Origin of the sequence: Streptomyces sp. Tue6028 (genome assembly GCF_002300165.1) — a bacterium.
GTDB lineage: Bacteria > Actinomycetota > Actinomycetes > Streptomycetales > Streptomycetaceae > Streptomyces > Streptomyces siamensis.
Genome location: NZ_MLCE01000017.1, coordinates 81,587 through 93,907 on the forward strand (window position 1 = coordinate 81,587; position 12,321 = coordinate 93,907).

9 protein-coding genes and 1 riboswitch are annotated in these 12,321 nt (G+C 70.3%); of the genes, 1 reads left to right on the plus strand and 8 read right to left on the minus strand.

Features of this window, described 5'->3' with window-relative positions; translation table 11 throughout:
- The first annotated feature begins 10 nt into the window (after positions 1-10).
- A complete protein-coding gene (locus BKI49_RS15290; RefSeq protein WP_095934823.1) occupies positions 11-2,539 on the plus strand; it encodes an ABC transporter permease in 2,529 nt (842 codons plus the stop codon).
- A gap of 73 nt (positions 2,540-2,612) precedes the next feature.
- Here the strand turns inward: BKI49_RS15290 and BKI49_RS15295 are convergent, their stop codons facing one another.
- The 8 genes from BKI49_RS15295 to BKI49_RS15330 form a co-directional block, all read right to left on the minus strand.
- Complete coding sequence (locus BKI49_RS15295) at positions 2,613-3,902, minus strand: SAM-dependent methyltransferase (RefSeq protein WP_095934824.1); 1,290 nt, start codon at positions 3,900-3,902, stop codon at positions 2,613-2,615.
- A 268-nt stretch (positions 3,903-4,170) separates the two neighbouring features.
- Complete coding sequence (locus BKI49_RS15300; protein ID WP_095934825.1) at positions 4,171-5,568, minus strand: NAD(P)/FAD-dependent oxidoreductase; 1,398 nt, start codon at positions 5,566-5,568, stop codon at positions 4,171-4,173.
- 520 nt (positions 5,569-6,088) lie between these two features.
- Positions 6,089-7,045, minus strand: a complete 957-nt coding sequence (locus BKI49_RS15305; protein ID WP_095934826.1) for a Ppx/GppA phosphatase family protein — start codon at positions 7,043-7,045, stop codon at positions 6,089-6,091.
- 172 nt (positions 7,046-7,217) lie between these two features.
- Complete coding sequence (locus tag BKI49_RS15310) at positions 7,218-7,748, minus strand: DUF501 domain-containing protein (protein ID WP_095934827.1); 531 nt, start codon at positions 7,746-7,748, stop codon at positions 7,218-7,220.
- Between the two features lie 29 nt (positions 7,749-7,777).
- Entirely contained in the window at positions 7,778-8,254 is a 477-nt protein-coding gene (locus BKI49_RS15315; protein ID WP_095934828.1) for an FtsB family cell division protein, read from the minus strand.
- 117 nt (positions 8,255-8,371) lie between these two features.
- The gene (gene eno / locus BKI49_RS15320; RefSeq protein ID WP_028803896.1) at positions 8,372-9,658 is read right to left on the minus strand and encodes a phosphopyruvate hydratase; all 1,287 of its coding nucleotides are present in this window, start codon (positions 9,656-9,658) and stop codon (positions 8,372-8,374) included.
- A 495-nt stretch (positions 9,659-10,153) separates the two neighbouring features.
- On the minus strand, positions 10,154-10,828 hold the full coding sequence (locus BKI49_RS15325) for a LysM peptidoglycan-binding domain-containing protein (protein ID WP_095934829.1): 675 nt from the start codon (positions 10,826-10,828) through the stop codon (positions 10,154-10,156).
- A 3-nt stretch (positions 10,829-10,831) separates the two neighbouring features.
- A riboswitch (cyclic di-AMP (ydaO/yuaA leader) is annotated at positions 10,832-10,995 on the minus strand.
- A gap of 183 nt (positions 10,996-11,178) precedes the next feature.
- Positions 11,179-12,153, minus strand: coding sequence for a LysM peptidoglycan-binding domain-containing protein (locus BKI49_RS15330; protein WP_095934830.1), 975 nt, complete (start codon positions 12,151-12,153; stop codon positions 11,179-11,181).
- Positions 12,154-12,321: the final 168 nt, after the last annotated feature.

Sequence of the window (12,321 nt, forward strand, 5' to 3'; positions counted from 1 at the left end):
GAAAAGACCCATGTTCCGTACCGCCCTGCGCAACGTGCTCGCGCACAAGGCCAGGCTCCTGATGACCGTGCTCGCCGTGATGCTCGGCGTGGCGTTCGTGTCCGGGACCCTGGTCTTCACCAACACGATCTCGGACGCCTACCAGAAGAGCTCCGCCAAGGGCTTCGACCAGGTCGACGTCGCCGTCCGGCCCAAGAGCCAGGAGGACAAGGGCGACACGGTCGGCAAGGAGCACAAGCTCACCCGGCCGCTGCTCGACAAGGTCGCCGCCGCCCCCGGCGCGGGCACCGCCGTCGGTGTCGTGAACGGCTTCACCGCCATCGCCGGCAAGGACGGCAAGCTCATCGGCGGCGGCTTCCAGTCGCAGGGCGGGAACTACTGGGGCACCGACGACCCCCGGTACCCGCTGACGAAGGGTCACGCGCCGCACGGCGAGGACGAGGTGGCCATCGACTCCGAGACCGCGCGGCGGGCCGGCTACAAGGTCGGCGACACCGTACGGATCTCGGTCGACGGGCCCGTTCTGGCCCCCACGGTGACCGGCGTCTTCACCACGGACGACGGCAACGTCGCCGCGGGCGGCAGCCTCGCCCTGTTCGACACGGCCACCGCGCAGCGGCTGTTCCACTCGGTCGGCTCCTACGACGAGATCGACGTGAAGGCCGCCGCGGGCACCAGTCAGACCGCGCTGCGGGCCGCGATCGACCGGGTCGTGCCCGAGGACGTCGCCTCCACCACCACCGGCCGGCAGCTCGCCGACGACCAGGCCACCCAGATCGCCGCGGCGATGAGCGGCATGAAGACGGGTCTGCTGGTCTTCGCCGGTATCTCGCTGTTCGTCGGCACCTTCATCATCGCCAACACCTTCACCATGCTGGTCGCCCAGCGCACCAAGGAGCTGGCCCTGCTGCGCGCGGTCGGCGCCTCCCGCCGGCAGGTCACCCGGTCGGTGCTGGTCGAGGCGTTCGTGGTGGGCGCGGTCGCCGCCGTCGCGGGCCTGGCCGCGGGCATCGGCATCGGCGCGGGGATGCGTTCCCTGATGGGCACCTTCGGCGCCACCGTGCCCGACGGCCCGCTGGTCGTGTCGCCCGGCACCGTCGGCACGGCGCTGCTCGTCGGCGTCCTCATCACCATGCTCGCCGCCTGGCTGCCGGGCCGCCGCGCCGCGAAGATCCCGCCGGTCGCCGCGATGAGCAGCGTGCACGCGAAGGCGACGACGAAGTCGCTGGTGCTGCGGAACACGCTCGGCGCCCTGCTCGCCGCCGCCGGTGTCGCCGTGGTCCTGTACGCGACCACCATGGACGGCTCGGACGGCCAGGCCCCGATGGGCTTCGGCGCGGTCCTGCTCATCATCGGCGTCTTCGTCCTCACCCCGCTGCTGTCCCGGCCGCTGATCGCGGCAGCCGCCCCGGTGCTGCGCGTCTTCGGCATCTCCGGCAAGCTGGCCCGGCAGAACTCGGTCCGCAACCCGCGCCGTACGGCCGCGACCGCCTCCGCCCTGATGATCGGTCTCACCCTGATCACCGGCATGACGGTGATGGCGGGCAGCCTGCAGAAGTCCATCGACAAGATGGCCAGTTCGGCCATCCGGGCGGACTACGTCGTCTCGATGGCGAACGGCAACTCGCTCTCCCCCGACGTCGAGAAGAAACTCGCCGGGGTCGACGGGGTCACCGACACCAGCTCGCTGCGCAACGCGCCCTCCCGCATCGACCGGCAGACCGAGTTCCTGACCGGCGTCAACGGACCGGCCATCACCGAGCTCACCGATCTCGACGTCACCGACGGCTCCTTCCAGGTCGGCGGCACCCGGGTCGTCGTCGACAAGGACACCGCCGCCTCACACCACTGGAAGGCCGGCTCGCAGTTCACCGTCTCGTACGAGGACGGCAAGAAGCAGCGCCTCACGGTCGCCGGTGTCTACGAGGGCAACGAGATGATCCAGGGCATCATCCTGGACAACGCCACCCTCTCGCCCCACCAGACCGACGCCTCCGACATGCAGGTCATGCTGAAGACGTCGCACGGCGCGTCGGAGGCGACCAAGGACCGGCTGGAGAAGGCCCTCGGCGACAACCCGGCCATCAAGGTGCAGGACAAGCAGGACCTCTCCGACGGCATCGCGCAGATGTTCACCCTGATGCTGAACATGCTGTACGGCCTGCTCGCGATGGCGGTCGTCGTCGCCGTCCTCGGCGTCATCAACACCCTCGCCATGTCGGTCTTCGAGCGCTCGCAGGAGATCGGGATGCTGCGGGCGATCGGCCTCGACCGCAAGGGCATCAAGCGCATGGTCCGCCTGGAGTCCCTGGTCATCTCGCTCTTCGGCGGTGTCCTCGGCATCGGCCTGGGCGTGTTCTTCGGCTGGGCGGCCGGTGAGCTGCTGGGCAGCAGGATGTCGACGTACGAACTGGTCCTGCCCTGGGGCCGGATGGCCGTCTTCCTGCTCCTCGCGGCGACGGTCGGCGTCCTGGCGGCGCTGTGGCCGGCGCGCCGGGCGGCCCGCCTGAACATGCTGACGGCGATCAAGTCGGAGTGACGCCGGGCCGGCACGGACCACAGGGCCGGGGCCCCTCCCGTACGGATACGGGAGGGGCCCCGGCGCGTGCGGGTCAGTTCCAGGTCCGCGCCCGCAGCGGCAGCCCGGAGGCACCGGACGGTTCGGGTGTCCTGACCGCAAGGACCTGATTGACCCCGATGCGGTTGTGTTCGAAGGCGAGCGCGCTGGCCGCCATGTACAGGCGCCAGACGCGGGCGCGCGGAGGGCTGGAGAGCTTCACGGCCCGCGCCCACTGCGCCTCCAGGTTGGTGACCCAGCTGCGTAGGGTGAGCGCGTAGTGCTCGCGCAGGGACTCGACGTCGCGCACCTCGAACCCGGCGCGCTCCAGCTGTGTCACCGTGGTCCCGACCGGCGCGAGCTCGCCGTCCGGGAAGACGTACGCGTCGATGAACTCGTCCACGGAGTAGGTCGATTCGTCCCGCTGCGGGCGGCGGGCGATCTGATGGTTGAGCAGCCGGCCGCCGGGCCCGAGCAGCCGGTGCAGCACCTGCGCGTACTCCAGGTAGCGTTCGGCGCCTACGTGTTCGGCCATCCCGATGGAGGAGATCGCGTCGTAGGGGCCGTCGGTGACGTCGCGGTAGTCCTGCACCCGGATCTCGACCCGGTCGGTCAGTCCCTCGTCGGCGACCCGCTTGCGGGCGTAGGCGGCCTGCTCCTGCGACAGTGTCACCCCGACGACGCCGACGCCGTGCTCGCGGGCGGCGTGGATGGCCATCGATCCCCAGCCGCAGCCGACGTCCAGCAGCCGCAGACCGGGCTTCAGACCGAGCTTGCGGCAGATCAGTTCGAGTTTGTCGCGCTGGGCGTCCTCCAGGGTCCCGCCGTCCTCCCAGTAGGCGCAGGAGTACACCATGGAGGGGCCGAGGACGATCTCGTAGAAGTCGTTGCCCACGTCGTAGTGATGGCTGATGGCCCGCTTGTCGGTGCGGCGGGTGTGCAGATGGCGGTGTCTGCGCGTCTCCTCGCGCGGCGGGGCGGGCGGCAGCGGCGGGCCGGCCATGGCCACCAGCCCGCGGACGGCGGCCCGCACCTGGGGGTCGCGCAGCGACTCGACGAGCCCCCGGGCGTCCTCCCCGCGCTCCCACACCAGCCCGGACATCAGGTCCAGGGCGGCGTACAGGTCGCCCTCGACGCCGAGGTCACCGGAGACCCAGCCGCGTGCCAGCCCCAACTCGCCCGGCTTCCAGAGCAGTCGGCGCAGGGCCCGGCGATTGCGTACGACAAGGACGGGAGCATCCGGGGGCCCCGCCTCCGAACCGTCCCAGGCGCGGATGCGCATGGGGAGGGGGGTTCCCAGCATCTGCTCGACAAGGCTCTTCAGCCGCAGCGCGGCGTCCTGCATGGCGCACACCTCCGATGGGGGTCTCCCCCACTCGAACGAAGCCGAGGGCTCGGGGGTGGACACTCCCGAACGCTCCGACACCACGTAAACACCATCGCGCCCCTCGCGCAGTCCCCCTTACGCGTTACGGCTTCGCAAAATAGATGTAGCTGCCATGTTTTTCGTCGGTGCGGGGCGGCACCTCTTTGACCCGTCCGGCGGAACGCCGAAGGGGCCGCCCGCACCACGGATGGCGGGCGGCCCCTTCAGGGCGTTCGGTGACCGGAGGTCAGGAGGCCTTGGCCTTCTCCTCGGTCTTCACGGCGGGCGCCGGGGCGGCCGCCGCTGCGGGCGCCGGCTTGGCGGCCTCGTAGAACTCCTCGCGCGGAGTCTCCATGGCGCCGAGGGAGACGACCTCGCGCTTGAGGAACATCGCGAGCGTCCAGTCGGCGAACACGCGGATCTTCCGGTTCCAGGTCGGCATGGCCAGACCGTGGTAGCCGCGGTGCATGTACCAGGCGAGACGGCCCTTGAGCTTGATCTTCATCTTGCCCATGACGATCATCGCGACGCCCTTGTGGAGGCCGAGACCCGCCACCGCACCCTTGTTGGAGTGCGAGTACTCCTTCTGCGGGAAGCCCCGCATGCCGGAGATCACGTTGTCGCCGAGGACCTTGGCCTGACGCAGCGCATGCTGGGCGTTCGGCGGGCACCAGGCGTTCTCGACACCGGCCTTGCGGGCGGCGACGTCCGGCACCTGCGCGTTGTCGCCGGCGGCCCAGATGTAGTCCGTGCCCTGCACCTGGAGGGTGGTCTGGGTGTCCACGTGGCCGCGCGGGCCGAGCGGCAGACCGAAGCGGGACAGGACGGGGTTCGGCTTGACGCCGGCCGTCCACACGATGGTGTTGGAGTCGACCTCCAGGCCGTTCTTCAGCACCACGTGACCGTCGACGCAGGAGTCCATGGAGGTGGAGAGGTAGATCTCCACACCGCGGCTCTCCAGGTGCTCCTTGCCGTACTGGCCGAGCTTCGGGCCGACCTCGGGAAGGATCTTGTCCGCGGCGTCGACGAGGATGAAGCGCATGTCCTCGCGGGACACGTTGTTGTAGTACTTGGCCGCGTCGCGGGCCATGTCCTCGACCTCACCGATGGTCTCCGCACCGGCGAAGCCACCGCCGACGAAGACGAAGGTGAGCGCCTTGCGCCGCACCTCCTCGTCCGTGGTCGAGTCGGCCTTGTCCAGCTGCTCGAGGACGTGGTTGCGCAGGCCGATGGACTCCTCGATGCCCTTCATGCCGATGCCCTGCTCGGCGAGGCCGGGGATCGGGAAGGTGCGGGAGACCGCGCCCATCGCGATGACGAGGTAGTCGAAAGGCAGCTCGTACGCCTCACCCACGAGGGGGGCGATCGTGGCGACCTTGCGGTCCTGGTCGATGGTGGTGACCCGGCCGGTGAGGACCTCCGCCTTCGGGAGCACGCGTCGCAGCGGGACGACGACATGCCGAGGGGAGATGCTGCCGGCGGCGGCTTCGGGGAGGAAGGGCTGGTAGGTCATGTACGACCGGGGGTCGACGACCGTGACGGTCGCCTCTCCGTAGCGCATCTTCTTGAGAATGCGCCGAGCTGCGTACAGGCCTACGTACCCACCGCCTACTACGAGGATCCTGGGACGCTCCGTGGTGCTCATGCCATCGAGTATCCACCCGCCCCAGGGGGGTCGCTCGTGCGCCCCTTCACAAGCTTTGACAGGGGCTCTGCTACACTGCGCCGCCCACGTGACCCAGGTCATGTCGCCGCGGGGGAACCACTGTGCCATGAAGGCCGTTGTCAACACCGCGTGAGCTGCCGCTCCGGCCCCGCCGGCCGACAGGACCACTGCCCCGCGGGACCCTCCCGCGCCGCCCCGGAGACGCTCCGGTGAGCACGCTCCCCGGCCGCGTGAGCCCTCGTACTGGGCCCTGGGGGCCACATCCTCGCCCAGCAGGGCCTTTTTCCTTGTGAAGAACTTCACGAAGTTTTCCGACGGCATGTCGCCCGGTGCCGTTCCAGCCACCCCGAGGGGCGCTCATACGTTATTCGACCTGCTCAGCCGAGGCTACCGATTGGTAGTAAAAGGAGAGCCAGACCACGGCGGAGCCGTGGCCCGCGTCACCGCCGGACCGGCGCCGCCGAGGGCCGAGCCCCGGCGGACACCGCAGGCAGGGCCGCTACTCGCCGGAGTCCCCGGCCACACTCCAGGCAATGCCGTCGAGGATGTCGTGCTCGCTCACCACGACCTCGCGGGCGCCGATCCGCTCCATGATCGAGAGCAGGACGAGGGCCCCCGAGGCGATGACGTCCACACGGCCCGGATGCATCGAGGGGATCGCGGCGCGCTCGGCGTGCGTGGAGGCGAGCAGCCACTCGGTGATCTCGCGGACCTTGTCGTAGGAGACCCGGGAGTGGTGGATCGCCGCGGAGTCGTACTCGGGGAGGTTCTGGGCGATCGCCGACACCGTGGTCACCGATCCGGCCAGCCCGACGAGCGTGTGCGCCTCGCGCAGGGGCACCGTGCGCTCCGCGAGGTCCAGCGCGGCCTCGATGTCGGCGCGGATCGCCTCGACCTGGGCGGGCGTCGGCGGATCGCTGACGGCGCCCTCGTGCACGAGGTGCCGCTCCGTCATGCGTACGCAGCCGATGTCCACCGAGCGGACCGCGCGCACGTGCTCCTCGCCCACCACCAGTTCGGTGGAGCCGCCGCCGATGTCCACGACGAGGAAGGGCCGGGCGAGGTCGTCGCGTCCCGTCAGCTCCTTGGTCGCCCCGGTGAAGGAGAACTCCGCCTCCTGGTCCCCGCTGATGACCTCCGGCTCGACCCCGAGGATGTCCAGCACCCCGCGCACGAACTCGTCCCGGTTCTCGGCGTCCCGGGAGGCCGAGGTCGCCACGAAGCGCAGGCGCTGCGCGCCGAGCTCCTTGATGAGAGCCGCGTAGTCCCGGCAGGCCGCGAAGGCCCGCTCCAGCGCCTCCGGGGCGAGCCGTCCGGTGCGGTCGACGCCCTGTCCGAGCCGCACGATCGTCATCCGGCGGTCCAGCTCGACGAGTTCACCGGTCCGCGGGTCCGCGTCGGCGACAAGCAGCCTGATGGAGTTGGTGCCGCAGTCGATGGCGGCGACCCTGGTCATGGTCTCTGGTCTCCTGTCGTGTTCGTCCCCGCCGCCGGCCGTCCCGGCCCGGCTCTCCCGAAGGGCGGTCCCCCGGTGCGCGGGTGCGGGCCCGGGGCAGGGTCCCGGGGCGAAAGGTGCGCGGGCGCGGGGCGGCGGCCCGGAGGCGGCCGCTCCCGTCACCCGCGGCGAGTCAGTCCTGGTCCCCGTCCGGCAGGACCACACAGGCTCCCTTGCTCCACCACTCCGGGAGCATCGCGATCGCCTCGTCCCCGAGGGGGTTCACACCCGGCCCGGCGGCCAGCGAGTGCGCCACCAGCACGTGGAGGCACTTCACCCGGTCCGGCATGCCGCCCGCGCTGGGGAAGCCCTCCAGCACCTCGATGGAGTCGCGGCGCGCGATGTAGTCCTCGTGCGCGGCACGGTACGCGGCGGCCAGCTCCGGGTCGGTCGCCAGCCGTTCGGTCATCTCCTTCATGACGCCGTTGGCCTCCAGCGTCCCGATGGCGGACGCGGCCCGCGGGCACGTCAGGTAGTACGTCGTGGGGAACGGTGTTCCGTCGGGAAGACGCGGCGCCGTCTCGACGACGTCCGGCTGCCCGCACGGGCACCGGTGCGCGATCGCGCGCAGTCCGCGCGGCGGCCGGCCGAGCTGCTGCTTGAAGGCCTCGACGTCCGCGTCGGTCGGTTCGGTGCGCGGGGTGGGCGGCGGTGGCGTTTCCATGCCGTGTGTCACATGTCTTTCTGGTCAGTTCACTTGTCGGCGGCGTCGGACTGGTCCACGCCGTCCCAGACGTTGGCGTACCAGGGGCGCGGTGCCGCCCGCCGGTCGGCGCGGGACTGCTTCGCCGCGTCCGGGTCGACGACGATGTAGCCGGTCTCGCCGGGCATCACGTAGTGCAGCCGGTCCCGGATCTGCTGTTCGGCGTACGCGTCGTCCTGCCAGCGCGCCTTGAGATCGCGCAGCTGCTCGACCCGCCGGCGGGCCTGCTCCCGCTGGCGCTCCACGTCGGCGATCTCGGCGCGCTGGGAGACGTACTGCCTTATCGGGTACGCGAGCGCGACGATCAGGGAGCACAGGACGAGGGCGAGCAGCGCGGCCCGGCCGGTCAGCCGGGAACGACGGGCCTGCCGCTTCGTCTGCGAGCGGTACACCCGGGCCGCCGTCTGCTCACCGAGCAGCCGCAGCCTGGTCGCGGTGGAGAACCGGTCCCGGTCCTTCACGGCCATGTATCCCGCCTCCCCGGTGCTTGCGCGTCCGCCGGCCCGTCACGTGCGTACGTCCCCGCACACGGTACGGGACCGAGTACGGGGACGTACGTACGACGCTTCCTAAGCCAGTGCGACTCAGCCCTTGAAGCGGGGGAAGGCGCTGCGGCCGGCGTACACCGCGGCGTCGTCGAGGATCTCCTCGATGCGCAGCAGCTGGTTGTACTTGGCGACGCGGTCCGAGCGGGCCGGGGCGCCGGTCTTGATCTGACCGCAGTTCACGGCGACCGCGAGGTCGGCGATCGTGACGTCCTCGGTCTCGCCGGAGCGGTGGGACATCATGCACTTGAAGCCGTTGCGCTGGGCCATCTCGACGGCGTCCAGGGTCTCGGTCAGCGAGCCGATCTGGTTGACCTTGACGAGCAGGGCGTTGGCGGAGCCCTCCTCGATGCCGCGGGCCAGGCGCTCCGGGTTGGTGACGAAGAGGTCGTCGCCGACGATCTGGACCTTGTCGCCCAGCTTCTCGGTGATGACGTTCCAGCCGGCCCAGTCGTCCTCGTACAGCGGGTCCTCGATGGAGACCAGCGGGTACGCGGAGACGAGCTCCTCGTAGTACTCGGTCATCTCGGCGGCCGAGCGGGACTTGCCCTCGAACTCGTACTTGCCGTCCTTGTAGAACTCGGACGCGGCGACGTCGAGCGCGAGCGCGATCTGCTCACCCGGGATGTAACCAGCCTGCTTGATGGCCTCGAGGATGAGGTCGAGCGCGGCGCGGTTCGACTCCAGGTTCGGGGCGAAGCCGCCCTCGTCGCCGAGGCCGGTGGACAGGCCCTTGGTCTTCAGCACCTTCTTGAGGGTGTGGTAGACCTCGGCACCCCAGCGCAGGGCCTCGGAGAAGGACTCCGCGCCGATCGGGGCGATCATGAACTCCTGGATGTCCACGTTGGAGTCGGCGTGCGAGCCGCCGTTCAGGATGTTCATCATCGGAACGGGCAGCAGGTGCGCGTTCGGGCCGCCCAGGTAGCGGAAGAGGGGGAGGTCGGACGCCTCGGAGGCGGCGTGCGCGACGGCGAGCGAGACGCCGAGGATGGCGTTGGCGCCGAGCGAGCCCTTGTTGTCGGTGGCGTCCAGGTCGAACATCGCCTGGTCGATCAGGCGCTGCTCGGTGGCGTCGTAGCCGACGAGCTCCGGGCCGATCTGCTCGATGACGGCGAGGACGGCCTTCTCGACACCCTTGCCCTGGTAGCGGTTGGGGTCACCGTCGCGGAGCTCGATGGCCTCGAAGGCACCGGTGGAGGCGCCGGACGGGACGGCGGCACGACCGGTGCTGCCGTCGTCGAGGCCGACCTCGACCTCGACCGTGGGGTTGCCTCGGGAGTCCAGGATTTCCCGGGCTACGACGACGTCGATGGACGGCACGAGCATCTCCTTCTGGGATGTGACGCGGGTACGCCGGACACCGGGCCCGGCACGGCGCGGAGCCTGGGACGGCTTCGCGACATGAGCCTAACCGCCTCGGGGGGATCGGCCAGCCTGACGACCACCCCTTGAGCAGAACCGAGCGTAAATTGTTTCCGAACGGAACAAAAACCTGCCCCGTACATGAATACCGCCCCGCACGAAAAGCCCCGCCCCGACGCGTGCGGGGGAACACGTGCCGGGGCGGGGAGCCCGTGGGGACGGGGAGACCCTCACGAGGCCTCCGGTGCGGAGACCTCTTCTATGGGAGAGCCATGGACCGGCTGAGGCCTTTCGAGGACCGGTGCCGGACCGCGGCCGGCGGTGTGGGGCCGGGCCGGACGGCGTGGACGCCGGTCCGGACCGCACACGGCCGGTGGGGGCGCGGACGCAGGTGGGGGCTGCGGACGCGGACGGACGCACGGAGGCCGGTGGGGGGCGCGGCCGCCGCGCGAGGGCCGGTCAGCCGAGGTGCAGCTGCTGGCCCGGGAAGATGAAGTCGGCGTCGTCGACGATGCCCTTGTTCAGCTTGAACAGCTGCTGCCAGCCACCCTTGACGTGCTTCTTCTCGGCGATGGAGCTGAGAGTGTCGCCCTTGACGACCTTGTACTCGCCGTCACCCTTCTTGACCTTCTTGCCGGTCGGGGTGGTGACGGTCTTCTCGGCGGCCGGGCGCTCGGCGGAACGCGAGGCGGGCTGCTCCGTCGTACGGGTGGTGGTGCTCGGGGCGCTCGACGCGGAGTCGGCGGTGCCGCCGTTGTACGTGGCGCTCGACAGGCCCGTGCCGCAGGTCGGCCAGGCACCCTTGCCCTGCGCGGCGAGGACCTTCTCGCCGACGGCTATCTGCTGGGCCTTGGAGGCCTTGTCGGCGGTGGAGGCGTAGGCGGTGCCGCCGTACGCGGCCCAGGTGGAGGCCGCGAACTGCAGGCCGCCGTAGTAGCCGTTGCCGGTGTTGATGGCCCAATTGCCGCCGGCCTCGCACTGGGCGACGGCGTCCCACTCGGACGCGGTGGCGGCGGAGGCGTTGCCGGCGGCCATCAGCGGAGCGGCGATGGCGACACCGGTGACACCGGCGAGGGCGGCGACACGTGCGGCCTTGGACGGACGACGGTGCTTGCCCTTGTCGGAAAACAGCATGGAGGATCCCCTCACCGACGCCTGCGAGGTGAGCTGTCGGGTTCGGGCGGGTGAGTGCCCGGCCGTGCGCTCCAGCGCTCGGCTCCACCCCTAGCCGCTCCCGGTCCAACAACCGTTCGCGGCACTTACCTTGGGTCCCCCGCTCCTGCCCACGGCGCTTGACGCGTCGACTGTTCCCGTACGGCCGTCGGCAGGATTCGGCGTTGCGACCGTCGGGGCCCGCTGTGGCGAGCGATCACGACCGTAGGCATGCGATCGACGGAATTCCAAAGACGATCAGGGCCTCTGAGACTCATCTCTCACTCGCACCAAACCGGACATTCCACGGCGAACCGTGACGCGAACTCCCGCTACTTTTCGCCCGATTCAGCATCAACTGCAAGGCTCTGACCGGGAAGGATGAGGTCGGGGTCGGCACCGACCGTCTTCTTGTTCGCGTCGTACAGCCCGGACCATCCGCCCGGCAGGTCGAGGGCGTCGGCGATCGTCGAGAGGCTGTCGCCGTCGCGCACGGTGTAGGAGCCGTCGGCGGATTCACGCGAGGGGCCCGAGCCGCGGGAGGCGTGCCGCCCCGGAGCGCCGTCCTTGCGGGTGTCGCCCGCGCCCTCCGTCGCGTCCTCGTCGGCGCTGTCGCCGCGGTGGCGGCCGGCTCCGGCCGTGCCGCCCTCGGACGCCTCCGAAGACTCGTCGCTCCGGCCCGACTTGTCCGATTCATCGCTCTTCGGCGTCGCCCGGTCCGAGCGGTCCGAGTCCTGGGAGTCCTCGTCGGGCGAGGTGTCGGACTTGGTGGAGTTCCCGCCTTCGCGCGAAGTGTCGGTCAGGGAGGATGAACCGGACGAGAACGAGGAGTCGGAAGAATCAGATGAAGAGGATGAACCGGACGCGTCCGAAGAATCACCCTCGTTCGAGGAGTCGTCGCCCAGGCCCGTGTCGACCTCGACGTCACCGGAGTTCTTGCTGAGCCCGGAGAGCGGCCCGCACGTCGGCCAGGCGGTGAGCCCCTCACCGTCGAGGACCTTCTCGGCGATGGCTATCTGCTGCGAACGGCTGGCCTGGTCGGCGCTCGGGGCGTAGGCGAGACCGCCGTACCTCTCCCAGTTGTCCTGGGTCAACTGGAGGCCGCCGTAGTACCCGTTGCCGTTGTCGGCGCTCCAGGCGCCGCCGCTCTCACACTCCGCGACCCGGTCCCACGTGGTGCCGTCGGCGGCGCTCGCACTGGTGGCGCCGAGCAACGGGATCGCGATGGCCGATCCGGTCACTCCTGCGGCGACGATGAGGGCCGGGGCCTGACGGGGGCGACGGTGACGGCCGTTCCCGGAGAGCATGCGGAAGCCTTTCGCGTGACAGCAGGTGACTACAGCGGCTACAGCGACAGATGGGCCGCGTTGCTGGGTGAACGTATCCGTACTCGAACGCTTGTCACAAGTCGATGCAGCGCAGATCACGTGAAGATCACAGATGTGACGGTCCGTCATCCACCGGCCGCCGGGACG

Excerpts from the sequence above, each read along its gene's own strand:
- BKI49_RS15325 (WP_095934829.1), bottom strand. The coding sequence starts at position 10,828 with ATGCTGTTTTCCGACAAGGGCAAGCACCGTCGTCCGTCCAAGGCCGCA.
- BKI49_RS15305 (WP_095934826.1), bottom strand. The coding sequence starts at position 7,045 with ATGACCAGGGTCGCCGCCATCGACTGCGGCACCAACTCCATCAGGCTG.
- BKI49_RS15290 (WP_095934823.1), top strand. The coding sequence starts at position 11 with ATGTTCCGTACCGCCCTGCGCAACGTGCTCGCGCACAAGGCCAGGCTC.
- eno (WP_028803896.1), bottom strand. The coding sequence starts at position 9,658 with ATGCTCGTGCCGTCCATCGACGTCGTCGTAGCCCGGGAAATCCTGGAC.
- BKI49_RS15315 (WP_095934828.1), bottom strand. The coding sequence starts at position 8,254 with ATGGCCGTGAAGGACCGGGACCGGTTCTCCACCGCGACCAGGCTGCGG.
- BKI49_RS15310 (WP_095934827.1), bottom strand. The coding sequence starts at position 7,748 with ATGGAAACGCCACCGCCGCCCACCCCGCGCACCGAACCGACCGACGCG.
- BKI49_RS15330 (WP_095934830.1), bottom strand. The coding sequence starts at position 12,153 with ATGCTCTCCGGGAACGGCCGTCACCGTCGCCCCCGTCAGGCCCCGGCC.
- BKI49_RS15300 (WP_095934825.1), bottom strand. The coding sequence starts at position 5,568 with ATGAGCACCACGGAGCGTCCCAGGATCCTCGTAGTAGGCGGTGGGTAC.
- BKI49_RS15295 (WP_095934824.1), bottom strand. The coding sequence starts at position 3,902 with ATGCAGGACGCCGCGCTGCGGCTGAAGAGCCTTGTCGAGCAGATGCTG.